At 59.9% G+C, this 19,467-nt stretch carries 19 protein-coding genes; 11 read left to right on the top strand and 8 right to left on the bottom strand.

Annotated elements, in window-relative coordinates; all coding sequences use genetic code 11:
• The 5 genes from asd to RMO57_RS10510 form a co-directional block, all read right to left on the bottom strand.
• On the bottom strand, positions 1 to 705 hold a 705-nt coding region (gene asd, locus RMO57_RS10490; RefSeq protein ID WP_310386381.1), incomplete at its 3' end, for an aspartate-semialdehyde dehydrogenase.
• A 100-nt stretch (positions 706 to 805) separates the two neighbouring features.
• Positions 806 to 1,897 carry a 3-isopropylmalate dehydrogenase gene (gene leuB / locus RMO57_RS10495; protein WP_310386382.1) on the bottom strand — a complete coding sequence of 364 codons (1,092 nt, stop codon included), beginning with the start codon at positions 1,895 to 1,897 and terminating at the stop codon, positions 806 to 808.
• 12 nt (positions 1,898 to 1,909) lie between these two features.
• A complete protein-coding gene (gene leuD / locus RMO57_RS10500) occupies positions 1,910 to 2,560 on the bottom strand; it encodes a 3-isopropylmalate dehydratase small subunit (protein WP_310386384.1) in 651 nt (216 codons plus the stop codon).
• 17 nt (positions 2,561 to 2,577) lie between these two features.
• Positions 2,578 to 3,999, bottom strand: a complete 1,422-nt coding sequence (gene leuC, locus RMO57_RS10505) for a 3-isopropylmalate dehydratase large subunit (RefSeq protein WP_310386436.1) — start codon at positions 3,997 to 3,999, stop codon at positions 2,578 to 2,580.
• A 16-nt stretch (positions 4,000 to 4,015) separates the two neighbouring features.
• Complete coding sequence (locus RMO57_RS10510) at positions 4,016 to 4,909, bottom strand: LysR family transcriptional regulator (RefSeq protein ID WP_310386385.1); 894 nt, start codon at positions 4,907 to 4,909, stop codon at positions 4,016 to 4,018.
• A 385-nt stretch (positions 4,910 to 5,294) separates the two neighbouring features.
• Here RMO57_RS10510 and RMO57_RS10515 point away from each other — a divergent pair, with 385 nt between their 5' ends.
• The 4 genes from RMO57_RS10515 to RMO57_RS10530 are packed head-to-tail and all read left to right on the top strand — an operon-like array spanning position 5,295 to position 9,379.
• A complete protein-coding gene (locus tag RMO57_RS10515; RefSeq protein ID WP_310386388.1) occupies positions 5,295 to 5,774 on the top strand; it encodes a hypothetical protein in 480 nt (159 codons plus the stop codon).
• Between the two features lie 8 nt (positions 5,775 to 5,782).
• Positions 5,783 to 6,871 carry a hypothetical protein gene (locus RMO57_RS10520; protein WP_310386390.1) on the top strand — a complete coding sequence of 363 codons (1,089 nt, stop codon included), beginning with the start codon at positions 5,783 to 5,785 and terminating at the stop codon, positions 6,869 to 6,871.
• 53 nt (positions 6,872 to 6,924) lie between these two features.
• Positions 6,925 to 8,676, top strand: coding sequence for a hypothetical protein (locus RMO57_RS10525; RefSeq protein ID WP_310386392.1), 1,752 nt, complete (start codon positions 6,925 to 6,927; stop codon positions 8,674 to 8,676).
• Positions 8,677 to 8,719: 43 nt separating this feature from the next.
• Complete coding sequence (locus tag RMO57_RS10530) at positions 8,720 to 9,379, top strand: cohesin domain-containing protein (protein ID WP_310386394.1); 660 nt, start codon at positions 8,720 to 8,722, stop codon at positions 9,377 to 9,379.
• Positions 9,380 to 9,704: 325 nt separating this feature from the next.
• Here the strand turns inward: RMO57_RS10530 and RMO57_RS10535 are convergent, their stop codons facing one another.
• Positions 9,705 to 9,851: a hypothetical protein gene (locus RMO57_RS10535; protein WP_310386396.1), complete on the bottom strand. Its 147-nt coding sequence runs from the start codon at positions 9,849 to 9,851 to the stop codon at positions 9,705 to 9,707.
• A gap of 249 nt (positions 9,852 to 10,100) precedes the next feature.
• On the opposite strand from RMO57_RS10535, the gene RMO57_RS10540 reads away from it, so the two are divergent.
• Entirely contained in the window at positions 10,101 to 10,907 is an 807-nt protein-coding gene (locus RMO57_RS10540; protein ID WP_310386397.1) for a DUF6445 family protein, read from the top strand.
• Positions 10,908 to 11,078: 171 nt separating this feature from the next.
• On the opposite strand, the gene RMO57_RS10545 is transcribed toward RMO57_RS10540, so the two are convergent.
• Together RMO57_RS10545 and RMO57_RS10550 are read right to left on the bottom strand one after the other, a co-directional pair.
• The gene (locus tag RMO57_RS10545; RefSeq protein WP_310386399.1) at positions 11,079 to 12,329 is read right to left on the bottom strand and encodes a pyridoxal-dependent decarboxylase, exosortase A system-associated; all 1,251 of its coding nucleotides are present in this window, start codon (positions 12,327 to 12,329) and stop codon (positions 11,079 to 11,081) included.
• Positions 12,330 to 12,354: 25 nt separating this feature from the next.
• Positions 12,355 to 13,956, bottom strand: a complete 1,602-nt coding sequence (locus tag RMO57_RS10550; RefSeq protein WP_310386401.1) for an acyl-CoA ligase (AMP-forming), exosortase A system-associated — start codon at positions 13,954 to 13,956, stop codon at positions 12,355 to 12,357.
• A gap of 218 nt (positions 13,957 to 14,174) precedes the next feature.
• Here RMO57_RS10550 and RMO57_RS10555 point away from each other — a divergent pair, with 218 nt between their 5' ends.
• The 6 genes from RMO57_RS10555 to RMO57_RS10580 all read left to right on the top strand — a co-directional run bounded on the left by RMO57_RS10555 (position 14,175) and on the right by RMO57_RS10580 (position 19,462).
• Positions 14,175 to 14,426, top strand: coding sequence for a phosphopantetheine-binding protein (locus RMO57_RS10555; protein ID WP_310386403.1), 252 nt, complete (start codon positions 14,175 to 14,177; stop codon positions 14,424 to 14,426).
• Positions 14,427 to 14,472: 46 nt separating this feature from the next.
• On the top strand, positions 14,473 to 15,366 hold the full coding sequence (locus RMO57_RS10560) for a hydrolase 2, exosortase A system-associated (RefSeq protein WP_310386405.1): 894 nt from the start codon (positions 14,473 to 14,475) through the stop codon (positions 15,364 to 15,366).
• 20 nt (positions 15,367 to 15,386) lie between these two features.
• Entirely contained in the window at positions 15,387 to 16,226 is an 840-nt protein-coding gene (locus tag RMO57_RS10565; RefSeq protein ID WP_310386407.1) for a hydrolase 1, exosortase A system-associated, read from the top strand.
• A 16-nt stretch (positions 16,227 to 16,242) separates the two neighbouring features.
• Complete coding sequence (locus RMO57_RS10570) at positions 16,243 to 16,956, top strand: hypothetical protein (RefSeq protein ID WP_310386408.1); 714 nt, start codon at positions 16,243 to 16,245, stop codon at positions 16,954 to 16,956.
• Positions 16,957 to 17,044: 88 nt separating this feature from the next.
• Positions 17,045 to 18,241 (top strand): DegT/DnrJ/EryC1/StrS family aminotransferase, encoded by a 1,197-nt coding sequence (locus RMO57_RS10575; RefSeq protein ID WP_310386410.1) that lies wholly within the window; start codon positions 17,045 to 17,047, stop codon positions 18,239 to 18,241.
• Between the two features lie 78 nt (positions 18,242 to 18,319).
• On the top strand, positions 18,320 to 19,462 hold the full coding sequence (locus RMO57_RS10580) for a GNAT family N-acetyltransferase (RefSeq protein ID WP_310386412.1): 1,143 nt from the start codon (positions 18,320 to 18,322) through the stop codon (positions 19,460 to 19,462).
• Positions 19,463 to 19,467 lie beyond the last annotated feature (5 nt).

Here is a 19,467-nt window from a genome sequence, read left to right on the forward strand (position 1 = left end):
GTCCTTGTCGATCCACGGGATCAGCGAGCCGCCCAGCGGCACGCCAAAATTGGCCGTCTCGGCGGCGCTCAAGGCGCGCTGGGTGGCGGTCACCTGGCGGTCGATGTCCAGGATGGCGCTCTTGGGGTCGTCCAACATGGCCCTGACCGACGCGTTCAGCGTGCCGTACTGCGTCAGCAGCTCGCGCATATGTTGCGCCCCGCCGCCCGATGCGGCCTGATAGGTCTGCGTGCTCATCCACTCGACCAGGCCGGCCTTGTAGAGCGCGCCCACGCCCATCAGCATGCAGGACACGGTGCAGTTGCCGCCAACCCAGGTCTTGCCGCCTTTGGCCAAGGCGTTTTCAATAACGGGCAAATTCACCGGGTCGAGCACGATGATGGCGTCGGGCTCCATGCGCAGTGTCGAGGCGGCGTCGATCCAATGGCCGTTCCAGCCGGCGGCGCGCAGCTTGGGGAAGACCTCGGCCGTGTAGTCGCCGCCCTGGGCGGTAATGATGATGTCGCAGCGCTGGAGCTGGGCGATATCGAAGGCGTTTTGCAGCTTGGTTTCGTTCTTGGCAAACACCGGGGCGGCGCCGCCGGCGTTCGAGGTGCTGAAGAACAGCGGCTCGATCAGATCGAAGTCGGCTTCAGCCGCCATGCGGTCCATCAACACAGAGCCGACCATGCCGCGCCAGCCCACCAATCCAACTAATGTCGTCATTTTGCTAACCTCTATCGTTCTCAAAAAAAGTAACTCTGAGAGCTTTTCCTACCCCGGCCTGTGTCGCCGGGGGGTAGAGGCGAGACAAACCGGAGCCGAACTAGCCCTTAATGGTTTTGGTCATGGTGATGGCGCGTACAACCGCATCACCCATCTCGCGCGTGCCCACTTTTTGGGTGCCCTCGCTCCAAATGTCGGCTGTGCGCAGACCTTGGGACAACACCGAGCCAACGGCCGCCTCGATTCGGGCGGCAGCAATGGGTTGATTGAGGGAGAACTTGAGCATCATGGCAGCGGAGAGGATTGTAGCCAGAGGATTGGCCACGCCCTTGCCAGCGATGTCCGGCGCGCTGCCGTGGCTGGGCTCGTACAGGCCCTTGTTGTGCTTGTCCAGCGAGGCCGAGGGCAGCATGCCGATCGAGCCGGTCAGCATCGCGGCCGCGTCGGACAGGATGTCGCCGAACATATTGCCGGTCACCATCACGTCGAACTTCTTCGGCGCCTTGACCAGCTGCATGGCCGCGTTGTCCACATACATATGGTCGAGCTCGACGTCCGGGTAGTCGGCGTGCACTTCGATCATCACGTCCTTCCAGAACTGGAAGGTCTCCAGCACATTGGCCTTGTCGACCGAGGTGACGCGTTTGCTGCGCTTGCGTGCCGCCTGGAAGGCCACATGGGCGATGCGCTCGATCTCGGGGCGCGAATAGCGCATGGTGTCGAAGGCTTCCTCGGCGCCAGGGAAATGCCCATCCACCGCCGTGCGCCGGCCGCGTGGCTGGCCGAAGTAGATGTCGCCGGTCAGCTCGCGGATGATCAGGATGTCCAGGCCGGCCACCAGCTCAGGTTTAAGGCTGGACGCATGCGTGAGCTGCGCATAGCAAATCGCCGGGCGGAAGTTGGCGAACAGACCCAGGTGCTTTCGCAGGCCGAGGATGGCCTGCTCGGGACGCAGCGGGCGCTCCAGCTTGTCGTACTTCCAGTCACCGACGGCACCGAACAGGATCGCGTCGGCGTCCTTGGCCAGTTGCAGCGTGGAGTCGGGCAGCGGATGGCCCTTGGATTCATAGGCGGCGCCGCCGACCGGGGCGGTTTCCATCTCGAATTGCAGATCGAGCACATTCAAGACCTTGACCGCCTCGGCGACGATCTCGGTGCCGATGCCGTCACCGGGAAGAATTGCGATTTTCATTTGCTAGGTTCCTCAGGCAATCAAACGGTTGTTCAGCCAGGGCTTGTTGGCCATGCGCTCGGTCTCGAAGGCCGCAATCTTGTCGGCATGGCGCAGCGTCAGGCCGATGTCGTCAAAGCCACCTAACAGGCAGAACTTGCGGAAGGGCTCGACCTCGAAGGCCAGCTCAACGCCGTCGGCCTTGATCACCAGCTGGCGCTCCAGATCAATGGTCAGCTGATAGCCGGGGAAGGCGTGCACTTCATCGAACAGCCGCGCCACCTGATCGGCCGGCAGCTGAATCGGCAGCAAGCCGTTCTTGAAACAGTTGTTGAAAAAGATATCGGCAAAGCTCGGCGCGATCAGGGCGCGAAAGCCGTATTGATCGAGCGCCCAGGGCGCATGTTCACGGCTGGAGCCGCAGCCGAAATTGCTGCGCGCCAGCAGCACCGAGGCGCCTTGGTAGCGCGCCTGGTTCAGCACGAAGTCAGGGTTAGGCCGGCGCGTGGCAGGATCCTGACCAGGCTCGCCGGCGTCCAGATAGCGCCATTCGTCGAACAGATTCGGGCCGAAGCCGCTGCGCTTGATCGACTTCAGGAACTGCTTGGGGATGATGGCGTCGGTGTCGACGTTGTCGCGGTCCATCGGTGCGACCAGGCCCTTGTGGAGGGTGAATTTCTGCATGTTGAAAGTCCTCGTTGTCAGACCAAGCGGCTGACGTCAACAAAATGGCCTTGCATCGCGGCCGCCGCGGCCATCGCCGGGCTGACCAGATGGGTGCGGCCGCCGGCGCCCTGGCGGCCTTCGAAATTGCGGTTGCTGGTCGAGGCACAACGCTCGCCCGGCTCCAGCCGGTCGGCATTCATCGCCAGACACATCGAACAGCCTGGCTCGCGCCACTCGAAGCCGGCCGCCTTGAAGATCACGTCCAGCCCCTCGGCCTCGGCCTGCGCCTTGACCAGGCCCGAGCCCGGCACCACCAGGGCCAGCCGCACATTGGCGGCCAAACGACCGCCGTTGTTGCCAGCCATGCGGCGCACGACGGCGGCCGCCTCGCGCATGTCCTCGATGCGGCTATTGGTGCAGGAGCCGATAAAGACCTTGTCGATGTGGATGTCGGCGATCGCCTTGTTCGGCTCCAGGTTCATGTATTGCAAGGCCCGCTCGATGGCGCCGCGCTTGACGGCGTCCTTCTCTTTGTCGGGGTCGGGCACGCGCGCGTCGATGCCCAAGACCATCTCGGGCGAAGTGCCCCAGGTCACTTGCGGGCGGATAAGAGCGGCGTCCAACTCGACCACCCGATCGAACTTGGCACCGGCGTCCGACTGCAGGCCGCGCCAGTAGCTAACGGCCATTTCCCACTCCAAACCGGTCGGAGAAAAGGGCCGGCCCTTGCAGTAGTTGATGGTGGTTTCGTCGACGGCGATCAGGCCGGCGCGCGCGCCCGCTTCGATCGCCATATTGCAGACCGTCATGCGCCCTTCCATGCTGAGCGCGCGAATGGCGGCGCCGCCGAACTCGATCGTGTAACCGGTGCCGCCGGCGGTGCCGATTCTGCCGATGATGGCCAGCACGATGTCCTTGGCCCCGCAGCCCCGCGGCAGCTGCCCCTCCACCCGCACCAGCAGGTTCTTGGCCTTGCGCGCCAGCAGGGTCTGCGTCGCCAGCACATGCTCGACCTCGGAGGTGCCGATGCCATGCGCCAAGGCGCCGAACGCGCCGTGGGTGGAGGTGTGGCTGTCGCCGCAGACGACGGTCATGCCGGGCAGCGTGGCGCCCTGCTCCGGGCCGATCACATGGACGATGCCCTGGCGCTTGTCATTCATCTTGAACTGGGTCAGATGATGGCGGTCGCAGTTCTTGTCCAGCGTATCGACCTGCAGCTTGGAAACGGGGTCGGTAATGCCTTGGCTGCGGTCGGTGGTCGGCACATTGTGGTCGCTGACCGCCAGATTGGCCGATAAGCGCCAGACCCTGCGGTGAGCCAGATCCAGGCCCTCAAAGGCCTGCGGGCTGGTCACTTCATGCAGCAGATGGCGGTCGATATAGAGGGTGGCCGTGCCGTCCTCCTCGGTGTGGACGACATGCTCATCCCAGAGTTTGTCGTAGAGCGTGCGTGCAATATCAATCGTCGTCATATCAGCTTCCTTCCTTGATCAGCAGCGCATCGACGAAGCGCTGCACCACGGTGGGCAAGCGCTCCTGGCGCAACACCCCCAAACAATACTCGCGCGCCGCCCAGCTCTCATCGAGCTGCAGCAGGCGCACGGCAAACACCCTTGAAAACCGTTCGGCCGGGCCCTCGGGCAAGACCGCCACACCCAGGCCCGCCTCGACCAGCTGCGCAATCGCATCAAAGCCGCGCACCGCCAGCCGCGCATTCAGCGTGCGGCCACGCGCCAGTGCCTGTTCGCGCATCAGCTCTTGCGCCGACGCGCCCGCGTGCAGGCCGATCAAATCGTAATCCAGCAAGTCACTGAAGCTGACCCGGCCGCGCTCGGCCAACGCATGGCCGGCGGGCACCAGCACGGCCAGCCGTGCCGGCCGGTAGACCCAATGCTGGACGCGGTTGTCCAGCAGCGGCGGCGTGAACACGCCGACATCGGCGCGGCCCTCGGCAACAGCCGCCTGCACCTCGGCGCTGGTCAGGTCCTCCAGGCTGCTGCGAATCTGCGGGTGCGCCTGGCTGAAGGCGGCCAGATCGGCGGGCAGGCATTCGGCAATCGAGCCGGAATTGGCCGCGATGCGCAGATGGCCCTTGATGCCGCGCGCGAACTCGACCACCTCGCTCTCCAGCGCATGCAAGGACGCATGCAGCGAGCGGATATGGCGCACCAGCGCCCGGCATGCCTCGGTCGGCTCGACGCCGCGCGCTCGCCGCTCGAACAGCTGCACGCCTAGGCGCGACTCCAGATCAGACAAGCGCTTCGACGCCGCCGCCAAGGCCAGATGCTCATGCTTGGCGCCAGCCGTGATCGAGCGCGTTTGCTCGATGGCGAGGACGAGGTTGAGGGAGGTCAGATCTAGCCGCATGGATGGACTTTAACCCTTCGCCTCCGGGCACACATAGCTTGATTCAATAAGTAACCGTTCGCAGAATACGAAGCCACGTTCGAAATTTGGCTCGATGCCCATGCTCGCCATGACCGCCCGCAGGCGGTCGCATCAATGAATCAAACACCGCGCGCTGACCAAAATCAGTCATCTGCAGAAATGCACACCCGACGGGCAGCTAGGGCCTCATGCCAAGCACCCCCGCCAACATTCAAGCTAGGGGGAAGAAATGCAAAACCCCCTCAATCGAGGGGGTGGACTAACGTCTTTCCCTGACGCCTAGGCTTGCGCCGTCGTTTCGTACCTGAAACGATCGAGTTACGCGCAGAGCCTCTTGCGCGCCAACCTGTTTAGGAGTCAATCCATGAAATGCGAGATCTCTCAAAAATTTCACAGGAAACAGCGCTTTGCGGCTATTCCAACATCAGCGTCATACGCGTCAAGTGGATTGTTAGAAAGCAGCAGGTTGATGAGTTCACTCAAACAATACCTCCAGTGTTTAGCCGTCGCCCTGGCATGGGTGCCAGTCCTTAGCGCAGCGCAAACGCCGATGCCTCAGCCACCGCAAAAACAAGTAGCAGCAGCACCGAGTTTCGCTGGGCCGTCGATGGTGGAAGCCACCAAAGCCGCCGTGTTCACGGGCAAAGGATTTAAGCCCAATGCGCCAGTTTCGATTGCATTGCGCACGCCCGCTGGCGTTGAGACGCACCTTTCCGCCGTGGTCGCAGCCGACGGTTCGCTGAACCACCGGGTTCAGCCACAAGGCCCTGGTCCTTATTCGCTGACGGTACTGGACAGCGGTGGCAAGACACTGAGCAGCACCAATTTTCACGTGATGCAGTGAGGCTACCAATGAAGCAAAGACGTTTTGCACATGGGGCAATAACGCGCTCATTCCTTTGCGCGTCACTCTCCACCGGATTTTTCTTTTTGGCGGCCACGTCTGCGTTCGCGGCTGCGCTGTCAAAGCCGCAAATGGCCTATGTCTCGATTCGTACTGGCGACCCACAAATTTGGGTGCGCGACGGTGTTGGCGAAGAACTTATGCTGACCGAGGGCAAAGGGCTTTTTGCCCAGCCTTCGATGGCGCAGGACGGACGCTTGGCATTTGTGGCGCGAGAGGCCGGGCGGACGGTGGTTTTCGTCATGAATCCCGATGGTTCCGCCAAACGCCGAGTCAGTGCCGGAAGCTTGGCCGAGCTGGCTCCGTCATGGTCACCCGACGGGCACTCGCTTGCCTACTTCACCATGGACATGGCCAGCGGATCCATGCAACTGCACCTGCTGGACCTCAAAACGCAAGAGCTCGTCGTCATCAAAGGCAATGGCAAAGACAAGGGCCCGGCCGCGCCGGTGTGGTCGAGGGACGGGCAAAGCGTCAGCTTCTTGGGTCAAGACGACAAAGGCCGCAGCCAAGTCTGGGTGGTGCAAAGTGACGGCGGCAATCTGCGTGAACTGAGCAGCAAAACCGCCCCTCGCGGTGCCGGTTGGGCTGATCTTTCGCCGGACGGAAAGAAGCTGGTCTGGATTGGCGATTTGCGCGAAAAGGGCACGCACATACTCGTCACCGACGTGGCCAGCGGCGTCACCACGAACTTAACTTCGGCCGTCCAGGCTGGCCATGAGGCCGCTCGCTGGTCGCCCGATGGCCAGCGAATCGTTTTCGCCAGCAACCGTGACGACCAGTTGAATAGCCGCTCCGACATTTTCGTTATGAACGCAAATGGCGGCGAAGCGCGAAATCTAAGCCGCCACCCCAGCGAAGACTTTGATCCCAAGTGGAGTGCGGACGGACGCAAGGTCGTCTTCGCCAGCCTGCGCAGCGGCACCACGCTTCTGTATGAGGTGGATCTTGCCAGCATGACGACACAAGCGCTGGCCCGACATCCATCCCATGACATGGATCACACCTTAAGGCCGCTGGCCATGCTTCGCGACTGAAAGCGCAGCTCGTCAACCCATTTCACGTAAGTGAACTCACATGAGGCAACCCAATGAACACCATGAAAAAAACACAAATGCAAAGCCAGCCTGCTATGTCAACGCTGTCGGCTGTTGCGGGTTTGGTCGTCGCGCTTTCGCTCAGTTCAAATGCGCTGGCGGCGAGCAAGACTTACACCTTCGACCCGGATTTTGACCTGGGCCTGTTATCGGGCGTCAATCACACCGCGCCAAACAATCATCAGCTACAGCTCAGCGTGATCGGCACCACGTTCCCGGTGATGTGGATCGCCAACGCCGGTGAAGACACGGTGTCAAAGTTCGACACCACCGCGAACGTTGAAATTGCGCGCTACAGAACCTATTTTGGCGGTGTGGGTGCGGTCAACACACGTGGCATTCACGGGGCCTACAGTGGCCCGGCCCCCTCGCGTACGGCGGTTGATTTGTCTGGCAATGCCTTTGTCTTGAATCGCTTCTTTGAAAACAAAAAGCCGGTTCTGATCAAGATCCTGGCAGAAGGGTTCATTGACCGCAACAGCAATGGCGTGATGGACACCTCCTCCGGGCCAACTCCGCTGTTGATGTCGGATCTCAATGGCAATGACAAGATCGACCCAAACGAAATCACCGATGAGCGCATCGCCTGGGCGGTTGAGGTTGGCTCACAAAATGGACTGGGCCGGTCTCTGTGTATAGGCACCGACGGCAACTTGTGGGTCGGCATGTACAACGCGCAAACGTATTACAAGGTCAGCGCCGTCGATGGCAGTCAAATCGCAGGGCCGGTCAGCGTACCCTGGACGCCCTACGGTTGTTTGATCGACAAGAGCGGCACACTCTGGAGCGCGAGCTTGGGCGGAACGCTCGGGCGCATTGACGGCACGTCAAGCAATTCCGGACCCTATCCGGTGTCCGCAATTGGAAACATGTCGAACTACGGTATCGCCTTGGGCAGCGGCAAGGTCTACGTCGGTTCGGGCAACCGAGTCTATGACCCGGTGACAAATGCGTCGGCCGCCATCCCGAACATGACCGTTTCGTCAAACGGCATTGTGGTTGACGGCTCGAACAGCATCATTGCCGGCAACTCGGCCATCCGCAAGGTTTCGTCGGCTGGCGCCTTGGAGTGGCAAGCGCCTCTTCAGGCGGGGGGGTCATTCGCGGTGGGCATCCAAGTCGACTCCAACAATGACGTGTGGCAGATCGGCTTCACAGCTGCAGGGCGGATGCAGAAGTACCGCGGCAGCGACGGCGCACCACTGGGCACCTTCCCCGTCGGCAATATGCCATATACCTACAGCGACGCTGCTGGTTTCGCTGCCCGAAATTCGACCATTCCCTCTGGCACATGGACGGTCAAGTTCGACAGTGGCGCCGCTGGTACCGCCTGGGGCAAGATCAACTGGACCGATCTTGTGCCTGCGGGAGCATTGATCGAAGTACAGGCCCGCACCGCAGACAACGAAGCCGATCTACCGATCAAGGCCTACCAGCCTATCAGCAAGGGCGTGCAATTCGCGGCGCTGGGCCGGCACATCCAAATCCTGACAACACTGAAGGCCAACACCAACAATGATTCACCGATTTTGTTTGACCTGTCGGTCAACAGCTTGGTGAGCACTTGTGACGTGGATTTGGACGGCGATGTCGACACCGCTGACCTGCGTTTGATCCGAGCCGGCATCGGCCAAGTGCCGGTGGCGAACGACCCACGAGACGGCAATGGTGACGGCAAGATCGATGCTCGTGATGTACGCGCTTGTACGTTCAAGTGCACCCGCGCTAGCTGTGCGATCAACTGAACACTTGTCGGATACCTGCGACTTTTGACCAACGGAGATGAAGATGAAAATAGCTATCAAGCAAACAGCAAGAGCTGCAACACTCGCAATTGGCGCCTTACTCTCGATGGCGGCGCAGGCGTCGCCAATGGTGAGTTTCAATCCAAGTAGCTCGTCAACGCTGACCGGCGACAACTTTTCGATAGATGTCAATATCAGCGGGCTGAGTGCAACGGAGATTGTGTCGGTCTTTGACTTCAATATTTACTTCGACTCGACTGTTTTGAAGGGGGTATCGTGGACGCTTGGCACTGGCTTGGGTGGGCTGTGGGAGGACCTGTCAAGCGTGGCTGGGAATAGTTTTGATCTGTTTGCCCTTTCGGTGCCCATTGACCCGAGCCTAAGTCAGACACTGATCGATGACGCCTTGGCTGCCCTACAAGCTGATGGTGATTTCACCCTCGTGACGCTTACTTTTGAGGCACTCAATGCCGGAGTGTCTCAAATTGGGTTTGGCAATGGTTCCAATGAAAGAGTTATTGTGGGACGCGATGCAGCCGACCTCACAGGGGTGGACTATGGCGGGGCGTGTGTTGCCGTCAACAGCCCGGCAGGAGGCACGAATGCGTGCACAGTCCCCGAACCTAGCTCCTATGCGCTTGTCGGCCTGGGCTTGTTTGCCGCCTTCGCGCCCTGCGCCATGCGTCGTCGCAAAACCGCCTGAAGTCGTCGGCTGATTTGTGATGCGGGCCGCGCCAAACAGCGCGGCCCGCTTGACTTGCGGCGTGGTCAACGGAGGCGTCATAGCCAAGTTAAAGGACAAACGCATGGGCGAGGCCAAACGACGCCGAGCAGCCGGGCCAGGTGCATGGTCGCCAGCGCCGTCAACAGTGTTTGCTACCCTGCTGCTGCATGGCAGGCAATATCAAGCCCAGCACCAAGCGTTGGCGGCGTTGAGTCAGTATGAACAGGCGCTGAACCTGGCGCCTCAACACATTGAAGCCCTGCGACTGTGCGCCTTGGCTTTGATCGAGTTGGGGCAGCCGGCTTTAGCCGAACAGCGTCTGCGGCAAGCATTGAATCGGGCTGAGGCGCAAGGCCCGAATCAGGCTCTTGCCCACGTGCAACTCGCCACATTGCTCGCGGATATTCATTGCCAACTTGCCCAAGTGCAAATACTGGACTCTCGGGTCCATGAAGCTTTGGCCTCCTTCGACGCTGCGTTGCGCTGCAATCCTGCGCACGGACCCGCGCTCTATCAGCGCGCAGCCACGCTAGAGGGCTTGGGCGAAGTGGCCCAAGCTGCGGCTGGCTTCATGGCGGCTGCGGCAGCACAACCGACGCGTGCCTTGGCCCACTGGGGCGCTGCGCGGCAGCTCTACTTGCTTGATCGTTTGCCCCAAGCGATGCAACACCAGCGACGCGCAATGGCCTTAGATGCTCGCTTGCGCGGCGACGGCGTGATGGGCTTTGCGAACGCCGAGCAAGCCTTGCCAGAGGGGCAAGGCAGCACCCACCCGATCTTGTCTGAAGCCAACTTTCAGTGCTGTTCAGGCCGATGCCAAACGCCAAGCGGCTTTGATGCGGCCCAATTGATTGCCGAGCGTGAGTTGATAGTCCTCGACGATTTCTTGCCGGACCCCATGGCTTGGCGCACCTTCGCTTTGTCGCAGAACTTCACGCCGGCCAGCCAGCATGTCGCCGGTAACTTTCCGGGTATCCAAACGGCCGGCGGTTTCACTGATCAAGCCACGCAGCAGCGTATCGCCAATGCCATGGGGCGCAGCATCAAATGGAGCTGGCCAAGCCACGGAGCATTCCGGCTCAGCCCCGCGAACTCAAAAGCCCGCTGCGATATCCATGCCGACCAAGACCAATCGCGTCCCGCCTATGCAGGTGTTCTGTACCTCAGCCTACCCGAGCATTGCCAAGGTGGGACCAGTTTTTGGCGGCATCGAGAAACGGGCTGGAGCCGAGTGCCAAGTACGGGGCAAGCCGCCGCCAGCCGATTTGGCAGTTATGCAGAATTCATTCGCATGTGCAGCAGCGCGAAAGGTGAAGGTCAAGACTTCGATCGACTGACCCATGCGCGCCATGAATGGGAAATGTTGCTCGAAGTACCCATGCGTTTCAACCGTTTAATTCTTTACCGAAGCGACTATTTTCACGCCATCAGCCAGCTGTTTGGTCAGCTGCCGAGCGATGCCCGTCTGGTGCAGCTGTTCTTTTTTGAACCGGTATCGAACGACTAGCGTGAAGAGGCAGTGAGTTTCGGAGCTGATACACAACACAACACCGATTCAGCGGGCAACTGCGGTCGGCGATCTCGTTGCAATGCCGCAGCGGCCAATAGTCCGATTGCCAATTTCACGCGAAGACTAAGCTGAGCGCGACAGCGCGCAACTGCACTCTGTTTGCCCGAGCTAGACCAACACCTCAACGCTGGCAGGGTGCCCTAGAAAGCCCTCAGGGCTGGCGCTGCGCCCATAGGCGCCGGATTGAAACACGACGGCTAGGTCGCCAATTTCGGCCGTCGGTAATTCCATCCGGTCGGCCAACAAATCAAGCGGCGTGCACAGCGGCCCGACCACCGAAACCGATTCCCGCTCCAGGCTGCCGGCCCTGTTACCAATCGTGACCGGGTAGTTTTTGCGGATCACCTGGCCAAAGTTCCCCGACGCCGCCAGGTGGTGGTTGAGACCACCATCGGTGACCAAATAGACCTGGCCACGCGAGGTTTTGCGGTCGACGATGCGGGTCACATAAATGCCCGCCTCACCGACCAAGTAGCGCCCCAGCTCGATGACCAAGGAAGCTGCGGGCAACTCGGTGGCGGCGCGCGCCACCAAGGCCTGCAGATTGGCCGAGATCGGCGCCAGATCCAGCGGCTGCTCGCCAGGGAAGTACGGAATACCGAAGCCGCCGCCCAGGTTCAAGAACTTGGGCGGCGACGGCGCCAACGCCGCCAAACGCAGCGCCAATTCATAGGATTTCTGCTGCGCCTCACAAATCGACTCGGGCCGCAGGTTCTGCGAGCCGGCAAACAAATGGAAACCCTCAAACGCCAGGCCGAGCCGGCCGACTTCGGCCAGCAAGGCGGGCATTTGCTCGGTATCGATGCCGAACTGCTTGGGCCCTCCGCCCATCTTCATGCCCGAGCCCTTCAGCTCAAAGTCGGGGTTGACGCGTATGGCCACGCGCGCGGGCAGGCCCAAGCGAGCCGAAGCCTCGGCCAGCACCGGCAACTCGCGGCTGGACTCCACATTGATCAGCACGCCGGCCGCTACCGCCTGGCGCAACTCGATGTCGCGCTTGCCGGGCCCGGCGAAACTGATCTCAGCCGGGTCGGCGCCGGCGTCCAAGGCCACCTTCAACTCACCCGCCGAGGCCACATCGATGCCGTCCACCAGGCCCGCCATCAGGCCCACCACGGCCGGCATCGGGTTGGCCTTCATCGCAAAATGCAACTTCACTTGGGCCGGCAAGGCTTGGCGTAGCTGCGCCACGCGCGCTCGCAGCAGGCCGCGGTCATAGGCGAAGAACGGCGTTTGACCGACGCGCTCGGCCAGCACCGATAGCTTTTGGCCGCCGACCATCAATTCACCGTCCAGCAGCTCGAACTGCGACATTGGCGTGTGGATGGGGGCGCGCTTCACTGCAACTGAATCGGTCATAAATGGGGGATTTTCTTGGGATGATTCAAGCTAAGCTGCGCTCAAGCCAGGCCGTAGACAGCAACTTGCGGTCAATCTTGCCATTCGGGTTGCGCGGCAGCGGCCCGGCCTGCGCCTCAATGCCCGCCGGCACCATATAGGCCGGCATATGCTGACGGCAAGCCGCTTGCAGCGCGGCCAGATCCAACTCGCCCGCGCCGCCGGGCGCCGTGGCGATGACCTGGATGGCTTGGCCCAAGGTGGCGTGATCAACGCCAAAGGCGACACATTCGCCGACCAGCTTGGTGGCGTAGAGGATTTCTTCGACCTCGGTCGGGCTGACCCGGTAGCCCGAGGTCTTCATCATCTCGTCGCGCCGCCCGATGAAGTACAAAAAGCCTTCGGCATCCTGGCGCACGGAGTCACCGGAAAACACCGCGTACTCCGGCAGTTGCAAACCGGCTTGGCGGCCGGGCGAGCCGGGCGGCAGCAGCTTGTAGCGCTCGGCCGTCTTTTCGGCGTCATTCCAATAACCCATGCCAACCAGCGCACCGCGGTGCACCAGTTCGCCCGGCTCATCCACCTCACAAGGGCTGCCGTCGTCGCGCAGCACCAGGATTTCGGCATTGGGGATGGCCTTGCCGATCGAGTCGGGCCGGCGATCCACTTCTTCTGGCGGCAAATAGGTCGAGCGGAAAGCCTCGGTCAGGCCGTACATCAAAAATGGCTTGGCCGCCGGTACACGCGCTCGCAATTGGTCCAGCGTCTCGCGCGGCATGCGCCCGCCGGTATTGGCAAAGTAGCGCAGGTTCTCATTGATGGCGGCGGGCCATTCCAGTTGCGCCAACTGGATATAGAGGGGCGGCACGGCGGTCAGACCGGTGACCTTTTCGCGTTCCATCGCTTTCAAGACGTCACGCGGCATCAGGTAGTTCAGCAGCACCACACGTGCGCCGCTGTGAAAAGCGGTGGTCCGCTGGCTGAAACCCGCGTCAAACGACAGGGGCAAGGCGGCCAGCAAGGTGTCTGAGGGCTTGTTCTCCAGGTAGGAAGCCACGCTCTTGGCGCCGGCCACCATATTGCGATGCGATAGAACCACGCCCTTGGGCTTGCCCGTGGAGCCCGAGGTGTAGAGGATGGCGGCCATATCGGTGTCGATGACACGGTGGCCGGCGCGGGCCGGCGCGGCCAGCAGCTCGCTCCAGGTGTGCATGCCGTGGCCCCGCCCTGCTTCCGGCTTGTGCGCACCGTCGGTCAGCACCACATGGCGCAGCGCGGGGCAGGCCTGCAAGGTGTCGCCCAGCAAGGCATAGCGCTCGGGCGAGGTCAGCAGCACGCGCACATCGCAGTCCTGCATGATGAAGCCGACCTGCTCGGCCTTCAGCAAGGGGTTCAGCGGCACGAACACCGCGCCAGCCGCCGGTGCGCCAAAGCTGGCGATCACCGTCTCAAAGCGCTTTTCCAGGTAAATGCCGACCCGCTCGCCGCGCTGCAAGCCCAGCGCCATCAAACCGGCCGCAAAAGCGTCGACCTCAGCGCTCAGCGCCGCATAGCTTTGCTGCTTTGCGCCATACACCAGCGCGGGCGCATCGGCGCAGCGTTCTGCCGCACCGGACAACAGTTCATTCAAGCGAATCGATTCGGGCATTGAGATGAAATAAATAGTGAGCCAATATTGTGCAAAAAGTATCGCACACCGAATCGCCGCGCTTGCCACCGCGGCCGCGGTGAAGGCGCCTGAGATTGCACCGGCTTGGCGCGGCAATACTGCACACGCGGGCCTAAGCTCAGCGGATAAGATGCCGAAACTTTACATGGGGTAGTAGCGCTTTGATGCGCACGCCTGACACCTGGATTTCGAGCAATATGACTACGCAATTACAAATACTACAAATTTTGGATCAGGTTTTGAGCCTGGGCGGGCGCGGCGCGAGCTTTGATCGTGGCACCCATTTACTCGGTGCCATCCCGGAACTCGACTCGATGGCGGTGGTCAGCCTGATCACCAGCCTGGAAGACCAACTGGGCATCACCGTCGACGACGATGAAATCGACGGCGAAACCTTTGCCACCGTGGGGTCGCTGACGGACTTTGTTGCGGCCAAACTGGCCGCTTGAACGTCGACGCTTCCCCGCTCCGTCAATCGATCGTCAGCAGCCCATCGTGACCCAAGCGCCACCACAAGCCTTCTTTCTGCCAGCGACGGCGCCGTCCACCGGCGAGCGCTTTTGCGTGTTTCACGCCGCACAAGGCGATCAGCTGCGCGGCCGGGTGGTTTATGTCCACCCATTTGCGGAAGAGATGAACAAGTCCCGCCGCATGGCCGCGCTGCAGTCCCGCGCGCTTGCCGCCGCCGGCTTCAGCGTCTTGCAGATTGACCTGCACGGCTGCGGCGACAGCTCGGGCGACTTCGGTGACGCCAGCTGGGACGACTGGGTCAATGATGTGCTGCAGGCAGTCGCTTGGTTGAGTGAGCGCGATGCACGCCATGCCGCGGCGCCCCTATGGCTATGGGGCTTGCGCTGCGGCTGTTTGATTGCGGCGCAAGCCGCGGCGAAATTGACCGAAGCGGTGAATTTTTGTTTCTGGCAACCGACCACGTCGGGCAAGCCAGTCCTGCAGCAGTTTTTGCGTATCAAATTGGCGGCCGACATGCTGAGCGGCAATGCCAAGGGCCTGATGGAGGCGATGAGGCAGGCCTTGGCCGCGGGCCAACCGGTCGAGGTTGCCGGCTACGCTGTGTCGCCTGCCTTGGCCAACGGGCTGGAGAAAGCCAGCCTGGCAGCCCCTGAACCCATCGCTCGTCAACATGGCCCGGTTCGCCTGGAATGGCTGGAACTCAGCCGCCGCACAGATATTGACGTAACCCCGGTCACCCAACAATGCCTGACGAAGTGGCAATTGGCGGCCTATTCGTCGCGGCATCAATTCGTTGAAGGACCGAACTTTTGGCAGACCCAGGAAATTGAAGATGCACCGGCCTTGCTCGAAGCCACATGTGCAGCTTTTCTAACCCATAGTTCCACCGCGCTGGCAAACCGAGCGGTGTCGCCGTGACTTTGAATTGCAAAGAAACTGTGCTGAATTTTCAGTGCCAAGGTGCCGACTTGATCGGGATTGTGTCGGCGCCGGTTGTGAATCAATCACGCGGTGATATCGGTGTCATCATCGTTGTTGGAGGCCCGCAGTACCGGGTTGGTAGCCACAGGCTTTTCGTGCGCTTGGCACGTTCGTTAGCGCAGGCCGGGCACACCGCATTGCGTTTCGATTACCGGGGCATGGGCGACAGCGCTGGGAACCTGCGCGATTTTCTGGCCGTCACGCCAGATATAAACTCAGCCATTGATGCGCTATTGGCCACACAAACGCATTTGAAACGCGTGGTGCTTTGGGGCCTGTGCGATGGGGCCTCGGCCAGCTTGCTTTATTGCGACGACACCGAAGACGACCGAGTTTGTGCTTGTGTGCTGGTCAACCCCTGGGTACGCTCGTCCGAGAGTTTGGCTCGTACGCGAGTCAAACACTACTATTTACAAAGAGTTAGGCAGCCTGAATTTTGGAAAAAGCTATTTAGCGGCAGTTTATCCATCGCTGCACTGCAGGGCTTCGGCTCGAACCTCAGGCAGGCGTCGAAATCTACGTCACCGAGCCGCACGAGTTCACGGACCTTTCAGGACCGCATGACCAGCGCAGGCTCAAACACAAAGCGCAAGCTCCAAATATTCTTGAGTGGCAATGATTACACCGCCAAGGAATTTATTGACTTCGGTCAGCAGTCACCCGCTTGGCGCGCTTTGGTCAAAGCCGACCATATGACGCATCTAGAATTCAAACAGGCAGACCACACCTTCTCGGATGCGAATATCAAAAACCTGATGATTGATGCGACCATTGACGCCGTCAACCACCACCGATAACCCCATCGTCATAGCCATGAAAATATTTAATAGTAAAAATATATTATATTTCTTGATGATGGCCTTCGGCGTCGGCGCCGCCCATGCACAATCTAGTCCGACGCTGTGCGGCGAGCTGTCGAACGGCTATGGGCCGTTTGATTACCGGAAATACCAGGGTGCCGGAGATATCGTTACCGGCGCGCACTTTACGCCGATTGTGAAGTCCTTGCGGGCCGGCAAAACAGCCGCGACCGCCGGCCCTGATATTGCCTACACATTGCGGGCGATCCCAAATTATCCGGAAGCCCTGGTCGCCGTCATCAGATTAGGTGAGAAAGAGAAAACAGACAAACCGATAGGCATGCCGCACACGGTCGAATGTTGGTTGGAGCGAGCGGTTCGATTTCAGCCCGACGACAGCGTCGCCCGGATGATTTTTGCGACCTATCTAAACAATCGGCAACGCAAAGCGGAAGCGCGAGTCCAGCTCAATATAGTTAAAGAAATGGCCGAAGATAATCCCTTCACACATTTCAACCTCGGCATGATTTATGCGGATCTGGGTGACCATGACGATGCACTCGAACAAGCCCATCTGGCACTCGAATTAGGTCACCCATCCATCGGCCTGCGCGAGCGATTGCGCGCCGTGGGGAAGTGGCGAGATCCAGTCGATCTTAGTGCCATCGCTGACGCCGCGACAGCCGTTGAAGCCGCGGCCTCCGCCGCCAGCAGCAACTCGAAATGAGGGTGACTTTTTGACCCCCTCGTCCGCACAGCCAAAAGAGCGAGTCGCAGAGAGTCCCCGATTTGGACTCAGCATTGATGAGCCTTCAATGCAGCCGCCGATGCCCAGAGGCCCGGTATTGGGATGGGGTTGTTTCAAACGCCCCAACCACACTGAAAAATCGGCACTGAATTCCTTTCCGAGTGTCGAGTTACTGCCTTACAAAACATACACCACCAGTGGCCGGGCGGCGATTTACCACGCGCTGCGCCAACTACAGCTGGCTTCAGGTCGCTTGGTATTACTCCCGACCTACCATTGCCCAACCATGGTTGCGCCGGTACTGTTGGCCGGCCATCAACCTAGCTACTACGGCATTGCAGCCAATGGCCTGCCCAGTCTAGCGAGCATCACACCCGAACAAGCACGGCTCGCCGGGGCCATGCTGGTGCCTCACTATTTCGGCATTCCACACTCACTGGCTGAGGTCAGGAACTGGTGTGATGAACACGGTATTGCGCTGATAGAGGACTGCGCCCATACACTTTTCGGCCGGGCGGGCGAGCGCAATGTCGGTGCCTGGGGGGACTTTGCCACGGCCAGTTTGTCCAAATTTCTACCGGTCCCGGAAGCCGGCCTGCTCGCATCCGGTCAACGGCCCATGGCCCCATTAAATTTGCAAAAGCAGGGTGCGAAAGCTCATACAAAGGGGTTTCTTGACATCGTTGAAATGGCAATTTTGCACGAGCGGCTGGCCGGCTTGAATACGGTTGGAAACGCCATCCTTAATATCAAGCAGACCATCAAGCGAATTCTGCGGGGCAAAAAAAATGCGCAAACTCCCAATCCAAAAGATAGGTCTGAAGGTGAGGATTTCATGCCTGCCTGCGATATGGCACGCATCAACTTCGCACCGCTTGGCATCTCATTATGGTTAACAAGAAAAATAACCCGCCACAACATAATTCAGCGCCGCCGTGAAAATTTTTTATTGTACGCACTGCTGCTGCAAGATCAAACTGGCTGCCGGCCGCTGATGCCAGATAGCAATACATTATCTGATCAAAGCATTGCACCTTATGTCTTTCCTCTTTGGGTCGACGATGCGGATCGTGTCTATCATGAATTGCGCTTGCACGGATATCCCGTATTTAGATGGGACAGAATTTGGCCGGGCACGCCCGTTATCACCGGCGACGCCGGGCAGCAATGGAGTAGCCATGTTCTTCAATTACTATGCCATCAAGATTTACGAGAACTTGATATAAGAAAAACGGCCGCAGCAATTCAACAAGTGTTAAATTAATTATCTAGTAGACAGCGCTGCCCAGCCGGCGCTGATTGAAGCGCACCAGCAACCCAACGATAGCTCAGTCCATTCCACATGACCCGCCCCACGTTTACCTGGAATAAATCCTCAGCCACACACTTTCACACCGATGCTGTGTTGCAGGCCGCTTGGGATCAACTCAATTGCCAGCGCGGCAGTCTTCCGTTCCTGGATGCGTCAGCCATTTCAGCCGCACTCAGTAATTTTGGCAACGGCCGTGAAATCGTATTAACGGGATATCTACGCGAGCAGATCGTTGCCATTTTTATTCTAAGTAAAATCGGTCGACTGCAATGGGCAACCTTTCAGCCCTCCCAGCTGCCGTTGGGGGCATGGGTAGGCGCGGCCCAGGTTGATTTGTACGATTTGGTTCACTCGTTGATGCGTGGCCCGCTTGGTTTTTGCCTAGCCGTTTCCGTGACACAGATCGATCCCTTGTATACCCCGCGATCAATTACTGAGCCGCATTCCGATGCTCGCCAGAGTAGCGACTACCGCATCGACGACTACATTTCGACCGCATCGATCGATATCAAAGGTAGCTTCGAAGAATACTGGGCTGCGCGTGGGAAAAATCTGCGCCAAAATTTACGCAAGCAACGCAACAAACTGACCGCTGATGGTGTCGTTGCAACCATGAATAAGCTAACCGATGCCGCCGCGATGGCGCAAGTTTTGGCGCGCTACGGTGCACTGGAAAGCGCCGGTTGGAAAGCCGACCGCGGCACCGCTATTCACCCCAACAATGCCCAAGGGCGCTTCTATCTCAGTTTATTTGAGCTGGCGGGCAAGCGGGGCGAAGCCTTGGTCTACGAGTATTTACTCAATGATCGCACCGTTGCCATCAACTTGGGGCTACTCCGCGCTGGCCAGCTGATTGTGCTCAAAACGGCATATGACGAATCAATTAAGACACTGTCACCCGCATTTTTACTTCGCGAAGAAGAACTCCAGGCCTTTTTCGGAGAAGGTCATGTTCAGCGTATTGAGTACTATGGCAAGGTCATGGATTGGCATACCAAACTGACACAAGAAACGCGTACGCTCTACCACCTCACCGTGTACCGCTGGGCTTGGCTGCAAGCGTGGCTGACGCGCCGGCAAGCCAAGGCAAAGATCGCGCAGGCGACTGCGGTTCAAACATCGGTGTCAGAGCCGGCCGTCAATTCAACGCCAGTTGCCACCGAGTTGCATTGACTCAA

Origin of the sequence: Roseateles sp. (assembly GCF_031397715.1) — a bacterium.
Taxonomy (GTDB): Bacteria; Pseudomonadota; Gammaproteobacteria; order Burkholderiales; family Burkholderiaceae_C; genus Paucibacter_A.

Coding starts and splice junctions, on each gene's coding strand:
- RMO57_RS10575 (WP_310386410.1), top strand. CDS start 17,045: ATGCAGCCGCCGATGCCCAGAGGCCCGGTATTGGGATGGGGTTGTTTC.
- RMO57_RS10570 (WP_310386408.1), top strand. CDS start 16,243: ATGAAAATATTTAATAGTAAAAATATATTATATTTCTTGATGATGGCC.
- RMO57_RS10545 (WP_310386399.1), bottom strand. CDS start 12,329: ATGACCGATTCAGTTGCAGTGAAGCGCGCCCCCATCCACACGCCAATG.
- RMO57_RS10535 (WP_310386396.1), bottom strand. CDS start 9,851: ATGGACCCGAGAGTCCAGTATTTGCACTTGGGCAAGTTGGCAATGAAT.
- RMO57_RS10580 (WP_310386412.1), top strand. CDS start 18,320: ATGACCCGCCCCACGTTTACCTGGAATAAATCCTCAGCCACACACTTT.
- RMO57_RS10530 (WP_310386394.1), top strand. CDS start 8,720: ATGAAAATAGCTATCAAGCAAACAGCAAGAGCTGCAACACTCGCAATT.
- RMO57_RS10520 (WP_310386390.1), top strand. CDS start 5,783: ATGAAGCAAAGACGTTTTGCACATGGGGCAATAACGCGCTCATTCCTT.
- RMO57_RS10555 (WP_310386403.1), top strand. CDS start 14,175: ATGACTACGCAATTACAAATACTACAAATTTTGGATCAGGTTTTGAGC.
- leuB (WP_310386382.1), bottom strand. CDS start 1,897: ATGAAAATCGCAATTCTTCCCGGTGACGGCATCGGCACCGAGATCGTC.
- RMO57_RS10550 (WP_310386401.1), bottom strand. CDS start 13,956: ATGCCCGAATCGATTCGCTTGAATGAACTGTTGTCCGGTGCGGCAGAA.
- RMO57_RS10525 (WP_310386392.1), top strand. CDS start 6,925: ATGAACACCATGAAAAAAACACAAATGCAAAGCCAGCCTGCTATGTCA.
- leuD (WP_310386384.1), bottom strand. CDS start 2,560: ATGCAGAAATTCACCCTCCACAAGGGCCTGGTCGCACCGATGGACCGC.
- RMO57_RS10510 (WP_310386385.1), bottom strand. CDS start 4,909: ATGCGGCTAGATCTGACCTCCCTCAACCTCGTCCTCGCCATCGAGCAA.
- RMO57_RS10515 (WP_310386388.1), top strand. CDS start 5,295: ATGAAATGCGAGATCTCTCAAAAATTTCACAGGAAACAGCGCTTTGCG.